This window comes from Fructobacillus apis, from assembly GCF_023893635.1.
In the GTDB taxonomy this organism is placed as follows: domain Bacteria; phylum Bacillota; class Bacilli; order Lactobacillales; family Lactobacillaceae; genus Fructobacillus; species Fructobacillus apis.
Genome location: NZ_JAMWYK010000002.1, coordinates 226,387 through 244,148, shown reverse-complemented (window position 1 = coordinate 244,148; position 17,762 = coordinate 226,387). Strand labels below are relative to the sequence as shown.

Here is a 17,762-nt window from a genome sequence, read left to right as displayed (position 1 = left end):
ATGCAGTACCCAGAACCGATTGCTAAATTAATCGACTCATACTCGAAATTGCCAGGGATTGGGGCAAAGACGGCTTCACGTTTGGCCTTTTACACCTTGGCCATGGACGAAGAAGACGTTAAGAAGTTTTCTTCTGCACTCTCAAATGCCAAGGATTCCATTACTTTTTGTGAGATTTGCGGTAATATTACCAGTAAGGACGAAAATCCCTGCTTTATCTGTCAAGACGAGAGTCGTGACCGTTCCGTTGTTTTGGTTCTCCAAAACCCAAAGGACGTCATGGCCATGGAACAAACCCAGGAATACCACGGTTTGTACCATGTTTTGAACGGTGTGATTTCACCATCCGCAGGAACTGGTCCGGAAGACATTAACTTACCGGCTTTAATCCGTCGTTTATCAAAGGATGATGAAATTAAAGAAGTGATTGTTGGGACAAACGCCAACACGGACGGTGAGGCAACCGCCATGTACATCGCCCGTTTGGTAAAGCCTGCAAACATCAAAGTCACACGCTTGGCCTCCGGCCTCGCGGTGGGATCTGACATCGATTATGCCGATCAACTAACGTTAATTAAGTCAATCGAAGGACGAAACGAACTGTGATTTTCAAGAAAAAAGAAAAAAAGCATAACAACTTAAAGGCCGAATACGACCAGATTCTTTTGGAACAGGTCGACCACGCCCGCATGGATTACCTGCAGGCGCAGGACTCGGAAACCGCACTGGTGGATGCCCGGGTGAACGGCCACATGGTTCAAGCCCAAACCGCCTTGAAAAAGGCACGCTTTTCTTATCTCTATAAGGAGGCCAAACGTCGTCGCACGACGGCCAACGGGCCAAAGTTGTTCCATCCCGAAGAGAAGTGAGAAAAGACATGAAGCAAAGCAACTTTATTTCATTTGAAGGCCCGGAAGGGGCAGGAAAGACAACCGTCATTGAAGCGGCGATTCCCTTTTTGGAAGAGCTGACGAAAAAAGACGTGCTGTTGACCCGCGAACCGGGCGGAACAGGCAACCCGCTTGCCGAAGAAGTCCGCGACATCTTGAAGAAGGATCGAAAGACGGCGATTGATCCTTGGACGGAAGTCTTTCTATTAGCTGCTTCAAGGCGTGAGCACGTGGTGCACACCATCATGCCCGCCCTGAAGGCCGGAAAGATTGTCGTTTCCGACCGTTACTTAGATTCCTCTCTAGCCTACCAGGGCGGAGGCCGCGGGCTTGGAAAAGACGCCATCATGGCCGTCAATGACTTTGCCATCACGGGTGAAAAAGAAGGGGAGAAAATTCTTCCCGGCTTAACCATTTACTTGGATTTGCCCGTTGAAATCGGCTTGGACCGGATTCATAAGACGCGCACGGACAAGATTGATCGGATGGACAACGAAAAGGTGTCCTTCCACAAGAAAGTCCGTGAGACCTACCTCGAGCTGGCCAAGGAAAACCCTGACCGCATCAAGGTAGTCGACGCGAACCAGCCAAAGGAAGCCGTCTTAAATCAAGTAAAAGAAATTCTAACTGCTAATTGGAGGTAAAAACATGAAACTCATTAATGCGATTGTTCAAGACAAAGATGCCACGAAGTTGGCGAACGCCTTGGTTAAAAACAAGATTCAAGCCACTCGTTTGACGACGTCTGGTGGCTTCTTGCGCTCCGGAAACACGACCTTTTTGGTCGCCATCGATGACGAACGCGTGAACGAAGTGCTCGACATCATCAAGGAAGTATCACAGAAGCGTAAGCAGTTCATGGTACCTCCAATGGGCGTTGAAGGGGATCGCGCCGCTGCCTTCCCAGTTGAAGTTGAGGTTGGTGGGGCCACGGTCTTCACGCAAACCATCGACGATTTCTACCAGTTCTAATGGCTGGCGCTAAGAAAACCACTAAACAGGCGAAAGCACAAGAAGAATCGGCCGCCTTTGAGTTGGCCGATTTTTTGGAATTGGCAGAAGCTTCGTATCCGACAAACGTCGAGCAGTTCAAGCAGGCGATTGAAGAAGACCGTCGTTCCCACCTCTACCTGTTAGCAGGGGCTGGTGAGGAAGAAAAGCTCGCCCTCGCACTCCGTTTTGCTGCGATGGTTCTCGGAGAAGACGAGGACACGACCAAACGAATCGGGTTGTTTGACCATCCGGACTTGGTGACGGTGCTTCCCGAAAAGAAGGGAGCGGCCATCAAAATTGCCCAGATTCGTGCCATCGTCCCCGAGCTGACGACAACCGCCTTGGAAGGGGACGTGAAGGTCTTTATCATTGACCGCGTCGAGACCCTGACGACGGCTGCTGCGAACTCCTTGCTGAAGTTCATCGAAGAGCCGGCCGGTCCGCAGCTGATTATTCTTCTTGCTGACCGGGTTGATGACGTCTTGCAAACCATCGTCTCACGTGCCCAGGTCGTACACCTCACGCCAACGCCCGAAGTCGCAGCAAAAGCGGCAGCCGGACTCTCCGCTTTCAAGGATGACGTACAGCCGCTTGTTTTCAAGTGGTTTGAAAAGGCCATGGTTCGCGATGTTTCCGTGATGGGGTACATCCAAAGCACCCTGCTTCCAGCGGTGAAGGAAAAAGCCGAAGAAGACGAAGTGATGCTTTGGATTCAACAATTGGCACGCGATGCCTTCATGGACAAGTCCGGGACTAACGCGACCCTATACTTTCCACAACTCGCTGGCTTTTATAAGCAGATTGGCCAGCGCTACAGCGCCGAACAATTGCAAGCGGCGCTTGAGAAAACGCTGGTCTTCGACCAGTTGAAGAAGGTCCAAGTTTCCTTCCAGTCCAAGCTTGAAAAAGTTGCCTTAGAAATGGCCATTGTTTTGAAATAAGATGCAGTCACAAAAATCATTTGCACAACAGAATACTGGAACGCTCTACTTAGTTGGGACGCCCATTGGGAACCTGCAGGACATGTCCAACCGTGCCATCCAGGTGTTAACCGACGTGGATTTGATTGCGGCTGAAGACACGCGGCACACGCAGTTGCTCTTGAACTTCTTTGAAATCAAGAACGAAAAGACGTCCTTGCACGAGCACAACTGGCAAGAAAAAGCACCGGAACTTGTTAATAAACTGCTCTCAGGAACCAACATCGCCCAGGTTTCCGACGCCGGTCTTCCTTCCATTTCCGATCCCGGAAAGGAACTGGTCGCCCAGGCAATTGAAGCCGGTATCCCAGTTGTGCCAGTCCCTGGAGCGTCGGCTGGAATTACGGCCTTGATCGCCTCCGGACTCGTTCCACAGCCCTTCTATTTCCACGGTTTCTTACCACGAAAGAAACAGGAACAGCAGGCTGAGTTAGCCACGCTTGGTTGGCGTCCTGAAACCATCATCTTCTACGAAGCACCCCACCGTTTGAAAAAGACGTTGGAAAACGTCGTGGAAGTGCTCGGTGCTGACCGTCGCGTTGTCCTGGCACGTGAGCTCACGAAACGCTACGAAGAGTTCCTTCGCGGAACAGCAAAGGAAGCCTTTGATTGGGCAGACCAAGAAGAGGTTCGCGGGGAGTTTGTCGTCCTGATTGAAGGATCAAAGGACAAGGTCACGCCAGGCGGAATCGCTGGAAACATGGGTTCTTCTGCAGCCCTTGGCCCAAACGGCCAATCCGCAGAAGAACTTCAGGCTGCCGAAGAAGATCCCAAAGCAGCCGTCCAAAAGCTTGTTGACGGGGGCATGAAGCCAAACACCGCCATCAAGCAAGTGGCCAAGGCCACAGGTCTGGCACGCCAAGAAGTGTACAAAATTTATCATCAAATTGAGGAATAATTATGGCAGACGTATTTTCGATTACGCAGCCCGTTGAATACTACCAGGTCGACTTGTCACGGAAGTTATCACTTTCGATGATGTTGAACCTGGCGATTCTCTGCTCCCGTAAGCAGGGGGAACACCTGAAGGTTGGCTACCAAGAAACCGATCGACGAGGCCTTGGCTGGGTCATCTTGCAGTACGACGTAAAAATCAAGCGCCGCCCCAAGCTTGGCGAAACCATCACCATTGAAACCAAGGCCGGCGAGTGGGGTTCTTACTTCGCTCAGCGTGGTTTCTACTTCAAAGATGAATCCGGTGAGGTGATCATCGACATGGACTCCCTCTGGGCCTTGATCAACCTGGAAAGTCGACGCATGATCAAACTGCCGTTGGACCTTGTTCAACCATACGGCGGAGAAGAACGAAAGCGCCTGGAAAAGATGGTTCGAATTCCAAAAATCAAGGATGAAGAACCCGACTTTGACCGAAACTACCAGGTTCGTTTCCTAGACATCGACGGTAACAAGCACGTCAACAACTCCAAGTACTTGGAGTGGATGTTGGACGTTTTGCCGCTTGATTTCCTAAAGGAAAACGAACCGAACGGCTTCTCCATTCGTTATGAAAACGAAGTGCACTACGGCCACCAGGTTGAATCCCAGGCCAAAGTATTGGATAATGAGACGAAGCACCGCATTTTAAACGGTGCCCAGACTTCCGCAGAAGCCCTGATTAGCTGGGCTAAGCAATAGTCATTTAAGGGAGGAATAAGAAATGTCAGTATTAGTATTAGGTGGAGCCGGTTACATCGGTTCACACATGGTTCGTCAGTTGTTGGCCGATGGCCGCGACGTTGTCGTTGTCGACAACTTGGTGAAGGGACACCGTGCAGCGGTTGCTCCTGAAGCAAAGTTCTACGAAGTCGACATTCGTGATAAGAAGGCCTTGTCCGAAGTCTTCGATAAGGAAGACATCGAAGCCGTTGTGCACTTTGCCGCCTTCTCAATCGTGCCCGAATCAGTGGCCGAACCTTTGAAGTACTTCGATAACAACACCGCCGGAATGGTGACGTTGCTCGAAGTGATGAAGGAACACGACGTGAAGAAGATCGTCTTCTCATCAACGGCTGCCACTTACGGTAACCCGGTTAATATTCCAATCAAGGAAACAGACCCTCAAAACCCAATCAACCCTTACGGGGAATCAAAGTTGATGATGGAAAAGATGATGGCCTGGGCCGATTCAGCCTACGACATCAAGTGGGTTGCCCTCCGTTACTTTAACGTGGCCGGTGCCATGCCTGACGGTTCAATTGGGGAAGACCACGGACCAGAAACCCACTTGGTTCCAATCATCTTGCAGGCCGCTTCTGGTAAGCGCGAATACATCGAGATGTTCGGGGATGACTACAACACGCCAGACGGGTTCAACGTGCGTGACTACGTCCACGTTGTCGACCTCGCCGACGCCCACATCTTGGCCTTGGATTACTTGAAGAACGGTAACCCTTCCGCACAGTTTAACCTTGGTTCAGCCACTGGTTTCTCCGTGAAGGAAATGGTCGAAGCTGCTCGTAAGGCCACTGGCGTGGACATCACGTCAAAGGTTGGTCCACGTCGTGCAGGTGATCCAGATATCTTGGTTGCCGACTCAACGGCTGCCCGTGAAGTTCTTGGCTGGGCACCAAAGTACGATAACGTCGAAGACATTATCCGTACGGCCTGGAAATGGGTTGAAAAGAACCCAAACGGTTACAACGATAAGTAAAGATTTAACGAAAAAGCTGGCCTGAACGCCAGCTTTTTTCCTTTGTCTTTTTAGATGTAAAGAGACTTTTTCGACGTCGTGTTCGAACTGTCCAGCCAGCTAAGAAATAAATCGCCATTTTTGACACAAAATCGCAAAAAAATGCCGAAATCACTTGTCAGTCCAGCTTTCCTATGGTATTATAATTCTTGTTGATAAGGACATCATGGTTAGTTAGCTCAGTTGGTAGAGCAACGGACTCTTAATCCGTGGGTCCAGGGTTCGAGCCCCTGACTGACCATACTTTGGACCGGGAAATATTCCCGGTCCTTTTTTTGTACGAAGGAGGAGAAATGGATAAAAAGAAGGAACATCTCGTCATCGCCTTTAGTTTGTTGTTCGTTGCTTTGGTGCTGTCCTACGCAGTAACGACGTTCATTCCGGCACACGAACAAAAGAAAGCCCACCAAGGTAGCAGTGGTGCAACGAGTGCGAAGAAGTTAACCGACCTGCCCAAGGGCGTCTCATCTTTCGATTGGGACTTAGTGCTCGTGAACAAGTGGCATAAAAAGGATAAGGAAATCGACTTTGAGAAGGCACAGGTTTCTGGTATCACGATGGATGCACGCATTAAGCAGGCCCTCTTAGACTTCCAGTCGGGAGCGCGGGCAGCGGGCTACCAGACACAACTGGTTTCAGGATACCGCTCGATTCAGTACCAAAAAGAAGTCTTTTCTGGTGTTAAGAAAAACAACCTAGCGGAGGGGATGTCTGACGAAGAAGCCGAAAAGAAGACGGCCGCCGTCGTTCAATATCCCGGCTCCTCAGAGCACCAGACCGGATTAGCAGTCGACCTTGCTGGACGAGATGCCTTTGAAAAGTATCCAAGCCTCGAGGCAGAAATGGACACCTTTGCTTCCCAGAAGTGGTTGATTGATCACGCAGCGGATTATGGTTTCATTCTTCGTTACCCAAATGATAAGAAGCAAATGAAGGAAACAGGAATCGATTATGAGTCATGGCATTTCCGTTACGTTGGTGTCAAAAACGCGCAATATATAAAGAAGCACAATTTGACCTTGGAGGCCTATGTAGAGGGCCTGAAGGCAGATAATCGCTAATCGAAAAGCAGCCGTTAGACCGGCTGCTTTTTTTAGTTGAGATGTTCCTGTAAAAGTCAAGGGATGGGGGTTGCGGGATTTCGACTAGACCAATTAAAGAATGCATGTTCCCTTGTTTTAGGGTAAAATCTATGCATTGACCATTTTATATATGTGCCGTTCGTCTTTTATCTTCGCCTTTAGGATTTGTTAAACGAAAAATTGCAATTCTGCCTTCTGTTTCTTAGAAAAAGCCGAAGATTTCAAACGAAAAATAATGCGAACAAATGTGCTTATCAACAGGTGTGGATAAGCTTGGGGATAAAGTTGGGTATTTGGGGATAAATGGCTTTAAATCAACACTTTTTAGCTTGGATATCTTTTCGTTTTTTAACCGGTGAAAACACCATTTCCTGTGGAAAAAGATGTAAAATGGCGGTAGAAGCGCATTTCTTTAGCTTAGAATATGGGTATAACTGTGGATAAGTGGGTGGATAAGTCCTTGTTCGGGGGATAACTAAAACCCTTAGACCAAAACGAGAGGCTGAAATTTAAATGAAAATAAAGATTATTACAGTTGGGAAACTAAAAGAAAAGTACCTCAAGGACGGAATTGCGGAATACACCAAGCGCCTTTCGCGCTTTGCCAAAATTGAGCAGGTGGAACTTTCTGACGAAAAAACCCCGGACAAGGCGTCCGAGGCGGAGAACGAAGAAATCATGGCTAAGGAAGGGGAGCGAATCTGGGCTAAGATTGGCGAACGGGACTACGTGGTTGTTTTAGCTATTGAGGGAAAACAGCTACCTTCTGAGAAGTTATCCCAAAAGCTGGAAGCAGCGAAAACTGCCGGGCATGGGACGTTGACTTTTATCATCGGCGGATCATTAGGATTGGCCCCAAAGATCAAGAAACGTGCAGACCTGCTTTTGTCCTTTGGTCTATTAACGTTGCCACACCAGTTGATGCGTTTGGTTTTGGTCGAGCAGATATACCGAGCCAACATGATTGCGCAGGGCTCGCCTTACCACAAGTAAAAAGACGAACGGGAAAACCGTTCGTCTTTTTACTTGCTTATTTAATTGAGAAGGTGAAATCTTCAGGTGTCACCAGCCCGATGTCGTGGACGACGACCTTACCAGAATGCTTCTTACCGGCGGCGCGGTTCGTTCCGGCCTTTTGGAAACCGTATGAAACCGTGGCAGAAGCCTTCAAAGCAGCACCGCGCATTTCACCGGATGTGGCATCGATTCCCGTCGGAACGTCCAAAGCAACGACCGTGTTATCGATGTGGTTGGCAGCCTTCACCATCTTTTGAAGCCCCTCGGGCAAATCGGCGTTCAAGCCGGTTCCAAAGATGGCGTCTACGATTAAGGAAGGCTCCTTGAAGTCGGACTTTTCAGCACGAAGAACACCACAAGCTTCGGCGGCTTTTAGCTGTGCTTTCACTTTGTCGTTGGCCCGGTTCACGTTTCCAACAAACTGGAGCGTGACGGGGATCTTGGCCTGGTGCAAGAGGCGGGCAAGGGCCACACCATCCGCACCGTTGTTGCCAAGGCCTGCTAGAACCAAGACCTTCGAAAGGTCAAAGTTTCCAGCAGCCAAGACGTTCATTGTTGCCATTGCGGCCCGTTCCGTTAAGACGGCCTGTCCTAAACCAACTTCTTCCATGGTGTAGGTTTCAATGGCTCGTTGTTCATCGCCAGTTACCAGTTGTGTCATTTTTTTCACCTTAGTATAATAGTTATAGTTATTATAGTATAAAGAACAGAATTTTACATGTAAAAGGAGACTGGTCATGATGGATAGCATGGATGTCGCAGACGACTATCAACAAGTAAAGGACCAAGTCGCCATTTTGAACGCCCGTGGCGAAAAGGTCACGGAAGATCAGGTGATTAAGCGCACGTTGAAGCGTGGCTTGGAAGAGATTTTGGATTATCGCATGGATGGTACTTTCTACACCGTTCAATGGGATGACGAGGGTAACTTTGAACTCTTCGACGTTTACAAGGAAAAGGCCGGTACGATTAAACCAATCAAGGATTCATTGATTGAAGACTTTAAGGCTGATGACCAGGGTGTGTGGGACCACTTTAACGTGTCCATCATGTCCATGGTGGCCCGTTAATTCTTGATTTTTTAATCTGTCAAAGTCGGCGACGCACCGCCCGCGATGCTTGCCGTCATGCGGATAATCTGGTATAGTATTATCTGTTATGGAGAAGTACTCAAGAGGCTGAAGAGGCGCCCTTGCTAAGGGTGTAGACGTGTTAAAGCGTGCGAGGGTTCGAATCCCTTCTTCTCCATCAGCGAAATAAAAGGCTCACACTGGTAGTTAAAACTACTGGTGTGAGTCTTTTTTTCTCTTTTCTAGAGATAGGACTATACTTGAATTGTAGATAGGAGGAAAGCAAGATGTTTGAATTAATTTCTGAACTATGGAAAAGCACTCCAACGAAAAACAAAATTGTTATCGCTGTCTTCTTAGTCCTAGTCCTTGTCGTAGCCATTAAACAAGCGCTATAAAAAAAGCTCCCAGTCGGGAGCTTTTTTTAATCGTAAGGGTGAAATTCATGGTGGATTTCATCTTGAATATGCTGTAACCGCCGTCCTTCACGAATACCCTGCCGCGCACCATTTTTGACAATGGTTGGATTCAAATTCTGAGGTAGGAGTGAGCGATAATAAACAAGGGTCTGGAGATTCTTTTTTGTTCCTTGAAGTTTGATGGCATTCATCAAGGATACGCTTGTCCGATATCCACCGGTATTTGGATTAATACCAGAAAGGTAGTGTACATCAGAAGAAAGTTGATCATCGATTTCGATTAGATACTTATGAAAGAAAGTGGGGTCGTATTTCATGGCCAGCCAGAAAATATATATGTAACAGAAGAATACCTTCAAAAAGATTTTCCAGAATTGATTGTGTTTCGTGTTTCCGTTCTTTTTAACGCTGAGCTGCCACCAAATGACGGAGACAACGATTGATAAGATTAAGTACACCATATTAAAAAAAAGCCTCTTTTCCTTATTGCAAAATAGTGTCTTCAGGATAAGTATAACGCGCAGGGAAGAGGGTGGCGAAATTATGTAAATTAGACAACCTAGGTTAGAAAATAAAAAAGAAACGACTGCTTGTCCTAATTGACATGAAAACTTGCGAAGAAAAAGGATATGAATATACTGTACCTATAGGGTAAAGAACAGCGAGTTGTTCTTTACCTGATAAACAAGGAACTAAGATGATTGATAAAGATTTGGAAATGAAGTTAAATCCGAAAGAGTGTTCATCAGCCTCTGCTTTAATTGTTGAACTAATTGAAGACTTCGGTGTCAAACAAAGCGACTTAGCAAGACGACTTGGAATTAGTGAAAAACATATGAGCCGTATTCTACACAAAGAAACGTTCATGTCAGTCGAATTAGCAGAACGCTTAGAAATCGTCACTGGTCTATCAGCAAAGTTGCTGCTGGGGATGGATGCTGATTACAAATTGGCACATTCAAAGGTGAATTCAAAAGAGCGACGTGACGACGAACTTTATTTAAAGCCATATGACTGGCAATTAGCTTAAAAGCAAGAAAATTTCCTGGAGGATTACTCATGAACATTGTGGCTCAAATTTTAACGGTGCTCGTTGCACTTGAATTCTTTTATATTTTTTACCGTCAAACGATTCAAACGACGTCAAAGCAAACGGCTGAGTTGTTTTCATTTTCCAACGATGACGTGGCCAACCCGAAGGTTCAGTTGCTGTTGAAGAACCAGGGGATTTACAACGCCTTAATCGGTGTCGGCTTGTTCGTTGCGCTGTTCATCGAGCAAAGTTGGGTGTTACCCATCTTGATCTACATCGTTTTGGTTGCGTTGTACGGTGGTTATTCCGCTGGTAAAGTGAGCTTGTTCTTCAAACAAGCGGGACTTTCGCTGCTGACTTTGATCGCCCTTTTGTTCTAATGATTAAAGAGACGAACACCAAAATAAAAGGGCAAGACATTGGTCCGACCGGAACTTGTCGACACTACCACCAAGAGGTCGATGTCGTTGGTTTGCTCTGTTCGAACTGCCAACAATACTACGCCTGTTTCCAATGTCATGATGAATTGGAAAAACACAGCTTTGAACCTTCGTCCGTATCAGAAGGACATCCGGTGCCCTGTGGTGTCTGTCATAGTCTGTTGACCTACGACGAGTATCAAGAAGGCGCCTGCGTGAACTGTCAGTCACCTTTTAATCCGAAGTGCTCGCTGCACAAGGACTACTATTTTTGCTCCTAAACGTTAGGGAAAATCTCTGCCAAGCCTTCAGAAACGTAAAGTAAATACACGGACCCTTAGCCTCAGTGGAAACACTGAGGCGTTTTTATATTGTGATAAAAGCTAACGAAATATCTCGGATGACGAAAAAGCCTCCCTATAATCAAAATCAGAACGTATACAGATTTTGTTTGGAAAGAGGTGACAGCATGTCAATGATTCAGTTTGAAGGCGTCGACAAGTACTACGGGAACTTTCACGCGTTGAAGGATATCAATTTGAACATCGAAAAGGGTGAAACCGTTGTTTTGATTGGTCCTTCCGGTTCCGGTAAGTCCACGTTGATTCGCACGGTGAACGGTCTGGAAGAAATCGACCAAGGAAAGCTCATGGTCGATGGCTTTGACCTCCACGAAGAAAAGACAAACATGAACAAGATTCGTAAAAATGTGGGGATGGTCTTCCAGCACTTTAACCTCTACAACAATAAGACGGTTTTGGAGAACATCATGTTGGCGCCCCGCCTCGTCTTGAAGAAGGACGAAGCCGAAAACAAAAAGACGGCACTCGCCTTGCTTGACCGTGTCGGTTTGAAGGACAAGGCTGAAAACATGCCGAAGACCTTGTCCGGTGGACAAAAGCAGCGCGTGGCTATCGCCCGTTCACTTGCGATGTCTCCGAAGGCCTTGCTCTTCGACGAACCAACCTCTGCCCTGGATCCCGAAATGGTCGAAGACGTGTTGAACGTCATGAAGGAAATCGCTTCGGACAGCAACATGACGCTCCTCATCGTCACCCACGAAATGGGCTTCGCCAAGGCCGTTTCCGACCGCGTGATTTTCATGGCCGACGGACAAATCTTGGAAGACGCACCAAGTGCTACCTTCTTCGATAACCCACAGAACGACCGTGCCAAGAAATTCTTGAGCCAAGTGGAAAAGCACTAGGAGGGGGCCGTATGGATAAGAAAAAGAAAAAACGTCTCGGCCTGCTGCTGTCCGGGCTCTTGCTTTTGGTGCTTTCGGTTTCTGCTTTCGTCGGCTTTCAAGCTTACCAGAGCAACCAGGTACACCAGGATACGCTGGCTCGGGTGAAAGCGAAGAAGACGATTGCGTGGGGTGTTAAGACGGACACGAAGCTCTTTGGTATCTTGAACGTGAAGACGGGACAGTCCGAAGGATTCGATGTCGATCTTGCGAGGGCGCTGACTACTCAAATAGGGGAGCAAGTGGGGGCTGAGTTGACCCCGACTTTTACACCCGTATCCGCATCAACGAAGGTACAGTTGTTGAAGAACACGAACATCGACGGGGTGCTTGCCGTCATGACCATCACGCCGGAACGCGCTAAGACCGTTGATTTCACCAAGCCCTACTTTCCAGCCGGAAACGCCATGCTGGTGAAGAAGGATTCGGGTATCACGAACATTGAACAGTTAAACGACCCTAGCAAAACCGTCCTGGTTGCGCTCGGAACGACGGCCGCTGACAGCGTAAAGGAATTTGCGCCAAAGGCCAAGATTGTTGCACTTCAGGACTACGCCTCGACCATGCAAGCCTTGAAGGCGGGGCAGGGCCAGGCCATCGTGACGGATAACGCCATCCTCTACGGAATGGCCAGCGAAAACCCGGACTACCACATTGTCGGAAAGCAACTTTCCGCTGGACCTTACGGAATCGCCTTCGACCACAACCAGAAGGGGATGACGGACGAAGCGAATAAGGCCTTTGACGCACTGAAGAAAAACGGCACTTACCGCAAGCTGCTGGAAAAGTGGTTCGGTCAAGTGCCGGGAATTGATTTGGATCAATTGGAGGGGGCAGTATGACATTGTTTGATAAGTATCACGCCCTCTTTCTAGCGGGCTTTTGGAACACGTTGCTGGTTTCTGTGATTGCACTAGTGGCTTCCTTGATTTTGGGAACGACCTTTGCGCTGCTGCAGGTTTCGGAAAAGAAGGTGCTCCAGCACATCGGAAACGCCTACGTGCAGTTTTTGCGGAACATTCCGCTTTTGGTCATCACGCTGTTCTTCTACCTCGCGGTGTCCAAGACGGTTCCGATGACCGGCTTTACGGCTGGGGCCGTTGCCCTTTCGCTTTACACGTCCGCCTTCGTTGCGGAATCCGTTCGCTCCGGAATCGAAGCCATTGACGTTGGGCAGCTCGAAGGCGCTTTGGCGAACGGTTTGACTCGCGGCCAAGCCATGCAAAAGATCGTCTTGCCACAGGCCTTTCTGCTCGCTCTGCCATCCCTTGGAAACCAGTTCATCAACCTCGTGAAGAACTCCTCCATTTTGGCCTTCGTCGGTGGTTTTGATTTGATGTACCAGGGAAACTTGGTGGCAGCGAACTCATTTGAAACGATGGCAGCGTATGCAATTGTCGGGTTGTTCTACCTGGTGATCACACTGCCTTTGAGTTACGGAATCCAAGCGTTAGAAGCACGCTTGGACGCGTAGAAAGGGGATGCACATGACAAACTTAACGGGCGCCTTTACGGCGGATAACCTGAGCTACCTGTTTGGCGGCTTCATGACAACAATTGGGGTCTCGCTCTTTTCCATTGTGATTTCCCTCGTTGTCGGTTCAATCATCGGCATCTTACTTTTTGAAAAGATTCCGTACTTCTCATCTTTGCTTGGGACGTTGAACAACATCGTGCGAAATTTGCCGTTGCTCTTGATCATCTTCTTCTCCTACTTCGCCTTTCCAGAACTTGGGATTCGCTTACCGGTTTTCTGGTCGACGGTCTGTGCCTTGTCCTTCTTCGAAGCATCCATGATTGCCGAGATTGTGCGTGGTGGGTTGAAGGCGGTCGACGTCGGGCAGTTCGAAGGAGCGGCATCGGTGGGGATGACGCGCGCGCAAGCCCTCTGGCACATCGTGTTGCCACAGGCTTACCAAAAGATGATTCCGCCGTTGATTTCCCAGCTGATTTCATTGGTGAAGGACACCTCCTTGGCATCCGGAATTGTGTTGGCCGATTTGACCTATCGCGGTCAGATGGTCTACGCGCAGGATAGCCGCTACATCGTGCCAATCTTGCTATTGTTAACCTTCGGCTACTTCCTTTTCAACCACGCGTTGTCAAAGTTAGCCGATTACTGTCAGAAGCGATTAGCCTAATCAAATTGCTGTCAAAGTCAGACCCGAGGGGGCTGGCTTTTTTGCATCTTTTATTTTGGGATGTGCTAATTTTAGATTAGAGAATTTTAATATTATCCTTGCTTTTATTTTGAGATAGCGTTATTCTCAATAAAAACAACGGGAGGTTCCGTCATGCGAAAAATTGGAATTATTGGAATGGGGCACGTCGGTTCAGCGATTGCACACGCCATGGTGCAAGAAGGGTTGGCTGACCAGTACGTCTTCATCGATGAAAATGAAGAAAAGGTGCAGGCGGAAGCTTTGGATTTGGAAGACGCAAAGGCGAATCAAGCAAACGACTACCAAATTACCGTAAACGATTATGCGGGCTTGGACGATGCCGACGTTGTGATTTCTTCCATTGGAAACATTCAATTGCAACACAACAACCCAAGTAAGGACCGCTTCATCGAATTGCCCTACAACGTGGAGCAGGTTCGCAAGGTTTCAGCCAAGTTGAAGCAGACGGCTTTTGCCGGTGTCTTGGTGGTTATCACGAATCCTTGTGATGCCATTGCCGCTCTCTACCAAAAGGAAACGGGCTACGATCAAAAGCGGGTCATCGCGACGGGGACTTTACTGGACACTGCCCGCATGCGCCGCGCCGTTGGTTCCTTCTTCAACGTGTCGCCAAAGTCTGTTTCGGGCTACAACCTTGGCGAACACGGGAACACGCAGTTCTCCGCTTGGTCAACGGTTTCGGTTTTGGGACAACCCGTCCAAAAGTTGGCTGAGGAGCGCCACCTTGATTTGGCCGACATCGAAAAGGATTCCATTGTCGGTGGTTACACTGTCTTCATGGGAAAGGGCTTCACCTCATACGGAATCGCTTCGGCTGCCATCGTGTTGACCAAGGCAATCTTGTCCGATGCTCACCAGGAGATGGCGGTCTCACACTATCAGGAAAAGTCTGGTACCTACTTGTCCACACCGGCCATTGTTGGTCGAAAGGGGATTATCGAGGAAGTACCGCTCTTCCTTACGTCTGAAGAGGAAGAGAAGTTAGCGGCATCTGCTTCTTCGATTTCTGGGAAGTTTGCTGAAGTAGTGGACTAAATTGGAATAACGCGTCGCGCCCGGCTGGTACGGGCGCGACTTTTTTATTGGTTTAAAAAGCCTGCAAATTATTAATTAAAATAAAATGAGATTTATTTAATAAAACTGTTGACAAGGAATATTTATAGCGATATATTATACATACAATATTTAATTGTCTTGTAGTTCAGTTGGTAGAACACCGCACTGTTAATGCGAAGGTCGCTGGTTCGAGCCCAGCCGGGACAGTCTAAAAAAGCCCCGCTCTTAAACGAGCGAGGCTTTTTGTTTTAAGCTTTTCTGTTGTACCAGTACCAGGAGCCGTAAAGGGCGTTCACTAGCATTACGATTTGAAGAACGAGCATGGAAACCGCGTAGCTTCCGTCGAGCACGAAGATGTTTTGTGCCCAGACGCTCACCTGGACGATGTCGACTGCAATCCAGGCAAACCACTGCGAACGGTAACCGTAGGTCATGAGTAGCTGACCGATGATGTTCAGAGGCAAAACCGCCGAATCCAAGTAGACCTGAAGGCCGTTCAGGTGCTTTGACACCGTTAGTACGACCAAATAGGTCGCGATGGTGAGAATCAAAACGGACCAGGCGAGTAGCTTTGACATCTTCTTGAATTCCAGTTCACCCTTTTCACTGTTGCGTGAGCGTGACCAGAAGTAGATGCCAGAAAACTGCATCAAGAAGGCAAAGCCCTGTGCAAAGACGTCACCAAACGTTCTGGAATGCAAGGCGACCAGCATCCAGGCCGCCGTGCAAAGCAGACCCCAGAAGAAGTTGGACTGCTTTCCTTGATCGACCAAGGCTAAGTTAATAACCGCGGCTAAGCCGGTCGCTAAAGTCAGCCAGGCTAATCCAGATCGGTCAGAGGAAAGAACAAAGGTTAAGAGCTGGGCCGTCACCATCACGGCTAAGAGCGCTTTTGTTGCCTTGTTCAAAGAGACAAGGTCCTGAATAATCGCCTTTGGCGAGAAAGTCAGGGCCAGTGTGTTTTGTTGATTCATTACGAATCCTCCTATTGTTTTTTAGGTGCCGTCATCGGAAGCAACGCACCGTGTTTTCGTTTGTTTATCGTAGTTGATAAACGGACTTATTATAGCACAAGCAAAAGGATCGCTATCCAACAGTAAAACCGACAGTTGTTGATTTTAAAACGTTTGATTTTTAATAAAACCGAAGATTAGAGAAAATTTAATCGAAAAGTTCGGTAAAATGACGAAAATACTCTCTTGTTTTTAGACTTTGCTAGATATTCGAGTGATATAATTGAACTATTGTGAATTGTGTCGGAATATACAGGGGGTAACGACATGTATTTGTTAGTAAACATTTTGGGATTGGCGGTCTTTGTTGGACTTGCCGTTCTCTTTTCAAAGGATCGTAAGGCCGTTAAATGGCGCTCCGTTGGAATTATGGTGCTTGTGAACTTGGTCTTGGCTTGGTTCTTGACGTCATTTTCAATCGGGCGTGACATGGTTGATGCCGCAGCCAACGGTTTCAACGAATTGGTTTCCGTTGCATCAGCCGGAATCGAATTTGCTTTGAAGCCACTTACTGGTGCAAGCTTGCAACCAACGTTCTTCATTAACGTTTTGTTGCCAATTTTGTTGGTTGTGCCGTTGTTTGACATCTTGACTTACTTTGGCGTGTTGCCATTCATCATCAAGTGGTTGGGAAAGGGATTGTCAAAGATTTCTGGACAACCTAAGTTCGAATCTTTCTTCTCAATTGAAATGATGTTCTTGGGAAACACCGAAGCGTTGGCCGTTTCTGGTTTGCAATTGAAGAACATGAACGCCAAGCGTAACTTGACCTTGGCCATGATGTCCATGTCTTGTGTGACGGCTTCTGTTATCGGTTCCTACACGCAAATGATGCCAGGTCGCTTCATTTTGACTGCTGTTCCAATCAACGTGATCAACGCTTTGATTGTAACGGCTATCTTGAACCCAGTTGATGTGCCTGCAGAAGAAGACACCATTGCTAAGATTGGACCGGCAACGCCTGCTGCAACAAACGCAGAATCTGGATCAGCTGAATTGGCTAACGAAGTGAAGGAAGAAGTTGTTGCTGAAGAACGTGAACCATTCTTCTCATTCTTGGGTGACTCCATCTTGAACGCTGGTAAGTTGATTTTGATTATCGCCGCTAACGTTATCGCCTTTGTTGCTTTGGCTGCGATGATTGACAAGCTCTTGGGCGGCATCCACCCATGGTTGTCACTTGAACACATCTTGGGTATCATCATGTACCCATTTGCTTGGTTGCTTGGTGTCGGTGCACACTCATTCGATATGGCCCAATTGATGGGAACAAAGTTGATTACGAACGAATTCGTTGTCATGGGTTCTGTTACTGGTAAGGTTTCACACTTGCCAAACCACTACGTGGCTGTCTTGACTGTCTTCTTGACGTCATTTGCTAACTTCTCAACGGTTGGAATGATTGTTGGATGCTTCAAGGGAATGGTGACTGACGAAAAGAGCAAGTTGATTGCAAAGAACGTTGGTTACTTGATCTTGTCAGGTATCTTGGTTTCATTGTTCTCAGCTGCCATGGTTGGATTGTTCGTTTGGTAAAAAGACCGATTTAAAACGGCCTTCGGGTCGTTTTTTACTTTTTAAAAGTCAGCTGCGCCCCGGCTGGCTTTTTTGCTTTAATTGGTGTTTTAGGGAAATCCTGCTAAAATAGAGGAGAACCAAAAAATCATTTTTG

Annotated in this window: 23 protein-coding genes and 3 tRNA genes; 23 read left to right on the top strand and 3 right to left on the bottom strand. The window is 47.8% G+C overall.

Annotation, left to right across the window (positions count from 1 at the left end; genetic code table 11):
• The 11 genes from recR to rlmH all read left to right on the top strand — a co-directional run bounded on the left by recR (position 1) and on the right by rlmH (position 7,627).
• Complete coding sequence (recR, locus tag NFX39_RS03090) at positions 1 to 606, top strand: recombination mediator RecR (protein ID WP_252442878.1); 606 nt, start codon at positions 1 to 3, stop codon at positions 604 to 606.
• Complete coding sequence (locus NFX39_RS03085; RefSeq protein ID WP_252442876.1) at positions 603 to 869, top strand: DUF2508 family protein; 267 nt, start codon at positions 603 to 605, stop codon at positions 867 to 869. Before recR ends, NFX39_RS03085 begins: the two co-directional genes overlap by 4 nt.
• 8 nt (positions 870 to 877) lie before the next feature.
• Positions 878 to 1,534 (top strand): dTMP kinase, encoded by a 657-nt coding sequence (tmk, locus tag NFX39_RS03080; RefSeq protein ID WP_252442874.1) that lies wholly within the window; start codon positions 878 to 880, stop codon positions 1,532 to 1,534.
• A gap of 4 nt (positions 1,535 to 1,538) precedes the next feature.
• Complete coding sequence (locus NFX39_RS03075; RefSeq protein WP_252442872.1) at positions 1,539 to 1,862, top strand: cyclic-di-AMP receptor; 324 nt, start codon at positions 1,539 to 1,541, stop codon at positions 1,860 to 1,862.
• On the top strand, positions 1,862 to 2,824 hold the full coding sequence (locus NFX39_RS03070) for a DNA polymerase III subunit delta (protein ID WP_252442870.1): 963 nt from the start codon (positions 1,862 to 1,864) through the stop codon (positions 2,822 to 2,824). Before NFX39_RS03075 ends, NFX39_RS03070 begins: the two co-directional genes overlap by 1 nt.
• A 1-nt stretch (position 2,825) precedes the next feature.
• Positions 2,826 to 3,761, top strand: a complete 936-nt coding sequence (gene rsmI / locus NFX39_RS03065; protein ID WP_252442868.1) for a 16S rRNA (cytidine(1402)-2'-O)-methyltransferase — start codon at positions 2,826 to 2,828, stop codon at positions 3,759 to 3,761.
• 2 nt (positions 3,762 to 3,763) lie between these two features.
• Complete coding sequence (locus NFX39_RS03060; protein ID WP_252442866.1) at positions 3,764 to 4,498, top strand: acyl-[acyl-carrier-protein] thioesterase; 735 nt, start codon at positions 3,764 to 3,766, stop codon at positions 4,496 to 4,498.
• Positions 4,499 to 4,520: 22 nt separating this feature from the next.
• Positions 4,521 to 5,513, top strand: a complete 993-nt coding sequence (gene galE, locus NFX39_RS03055; RefSeq protein WP_252442864.1) for a UDP-glucose 4-epimerase GalE — start codon at positions 4,521 to 4,523, stop codon at positions 5,511 to 5,513.
• Positions 5,514 to 5,720: 207 nt separating this feature from the next.
• A tRNA-Lys gene (locus tag NFX39_RS03050) sits at positions 5,721 to 5,793 on the top strand.
• Positions 5,794 to 5,845: 52 nt separating this feature from the next.
• Entirely contained in the window at positions 5,846 to 6,613 is a 768-nt protein-coding gene (locus NFX39_RS03045) for a M15 family metallopeptidase (RefSeq protein WP_252442862.1), read from the top strand.
• 534 nt (positions 6,614 to 7,147) lie between these two features.
• Positions 7,148 to 7,627, top strand: a complete 480-nt coding sequence (gene rlmH / locus NFX39_RS03040) for a 23S rRNA (pseudouridine(1915)-N(3))-methyltransferase RlmH (RefSeq protein WP_252442861.1) — start codon at positions 7,148 to 7,150, stop codon at positions 7,625 to 7,627.
• 37 nt (positions 7,628 to 7,664) lie between these two features.
• Here rlmH and NFX39_RS03035 read toward each other — a convergent pair whose 3' ends face one another.
• Positions 7,665 to 8,312 (bottom strand): NAD(P)H-hydrate epimerase, encoded by a 648-nt coding sequence (locus tag NFX39_RS03035; protein WP_252442859.1) that lies wholly within the window; start codon positions 8,310 to 8,312, stop codon positions 7,665 to 7,667.
• A gap of 76 nt (positions 8,313 to 8,388) precedes the next feature.
• On the opposite strand from NFX39_RS03035, the gene NFX39_RS03030 reads away from it, so the two are divergent.
• Both NFX39_RS03030 and NFX39_RS03025 read left to right on the top strand, forming a co-directional pair.
• Positions 8,389 to 8,721, top strand: a complete 333-nt coding sequence (locus NFX39_RS03030) for a hypothetical protein (protein WP_252442858.1) — start codon at positions 8,389 to 8,391, stop codon at positions 8,719 to 8,721.
• A gap of 90 nt (positions 8,722 to 8,811) precedes the next feature.
• A tRNA-Ser gene (locus NFX39_RS03025) sits at positions 8,812 to 8,899 on the top strand.
• Positions 8,900 to 9,145: 246 nt separating this feature from the next.
• On the opposite strand, the gene NFX39_RS03020 is transcribed toward NFX39_RS03025, so the two are convergent.
• Positions 9,146 to 9,601, bottom strand: a complete 456-nt coding sequence (locus NFX39_RS03020) for a hypothetical protein (protein WP_252442857.1) — start codon at positions 9,599 to 9,601, stop codon at positions 9,146 to 9,148.
• Between the two features lie 236 nt (positions 9,602 to 9,837).
• Here NFX39_RS03020 and NFX39_RS03015 point away from each other — a divergent pair, with 236 nt between their 5' ends.
• The 9 genes from NFX39_RS03015 to NFX39_RS02975 all read left to right on the top strand — a co-directional run bounded on the left by NFX39_RS03015 (position 9,838) and on the right by NFX39_RS02975 (position 15,284).
• On the top strand, positions 9,838 to 10,170 hold the full coding sequence (locus tag NFX39_RS03015) for a HigA family addiction module antitoxin (RefSeq protein ID WP_252442855.1): 333 nt from the start codon (positions 9,838 to 9,840) through the stop codon (positions 10,168 to 10,170).
• A gap of 29 nt (positions 10,171 to 10,199) precedes the next feature.
• A complete protein-coding gene (locus NFX39_RS03010; RefSeq protein ID WP_252442854.1) occupies positions 10,200 to 10,553 on the top strand; it encodes a DUF1304 domain-containing protein in 354 nt (117 codons plus the stop codon).
• On the top strand, positions 10,553 to 10,873 hold the full coding sequence (locus NFX39_RS03005) for a CHY zinc finger protein (protein WP_252442853.1): 321 nt from the start codon (positions 10,553 to 10,555) through the stop codon (positions 10,871 to 10,873). The genes NFX39_RS03010 and NFX39_RS03005 overlap by 1 nt, the downstream gene beginning before the upstream one ends.
• 188 nt (positions 10,874 to 11,061) lie before the next feature.
• Positions 11,062 to 11,799, top strand: a complete 738-nt coding sequence (locus NFX39_RS03000) for an amino acid ABC transporter ATP-binding protein (protein WP_274705057.1) — start codon at positions 11,062 to 11,064, stop codon at positions 11,797 to 11,799.
• Between the two features lie 11 nt (positions 11,800 to 11,810).
• Entirely contained in the window at positions 11,811 to 12,680 is an 870-nt protein-coding gene (locus NFX39_RS02995) for a transporter substrate-binding domain-containing protein (protein ID WP_252442851.1), read from the top strand.
• A complete protein-coding gene (locus tag NFX39_RS02990; RefSeq protein ID WP_252442850.1) occupies positions 12,677 to 13,312 on the top strand; it encodes an amino acid ABC transporter permease in 636 nt (211 codons plus the stop codon). Before NFX39_RS02995 ends, NFX39_RS02990 begins: the two co-directional genes overlap by 4 nt.
• 7 nt (positions 13,313 to 13,319) lie before the next feature.
• On the top strand, positions 13,320 to 13,979 hold the full coding sequence (locus NFX39_RS02985) for an amino acid ABC transporter permease (RefSeq protein ID WP_420842955.1): 660 nt from the start codon (positions 13,320 to 13,322) through the stop codon (positions 13,977 to 13,979).
• Between the two features lie 153 nt (positions 13,980 to 14,132).
• Positions 14,133 to 15,056 carry an L-lactate dehydrogenase gene (locus tag NFX39_RS02980; protein WP_252442846.1) on the top strand — a complete coding sequence of 308 codons (924 nt, stop codon included), beginning with the start codon at positions 14,133 to 14,135 and terminating at the stop codon, positions 15,054 to 15,056.
• Positions 15,057 to 15,211: 155 nt separating this feature from the next.
• A tRNA-Asn gene (locus tag NFX39_RS02975) sits at positions 15,212 to 15,284 on the top strand.
• Between the two features lie 41 nt (positions 15,285 to 15,325).
• Here NFX39_RS02975 and pnuC read toward each other — a convergent pair.
• A complete protein-coding gene (gene pnuC / locus NFX39_RS02970; protein WP_252442845.1) occupies positions 15,326 to 16,051 on the bottom strand; it encodes a nicotinamide riboside transporter PnuC in 726 nt (241 codons plus the stop codon).
• A 306-nt stretch (positions 16,052 to 16,357) separates the two neighbouring features.
• Between pnuC and NFX39_RS02965 the strand changes: the two genes are divergently transcribed.
• On the top strand, positions 16,358 to 17,626 hold the full coding sequence (locus NFX39_RS02965) for a NupC/NupG family nucleoside CNT transporter (RefSeq protein ID WP_252442843.1): 1,269 nt from the start codon (positions 16,358 to 16,360) through the stop codon (positions 17,624 to 17,626).
• The last annotated feature ends 136 nt before the right edge of the window (positions 17,627 to 17,762 follow it).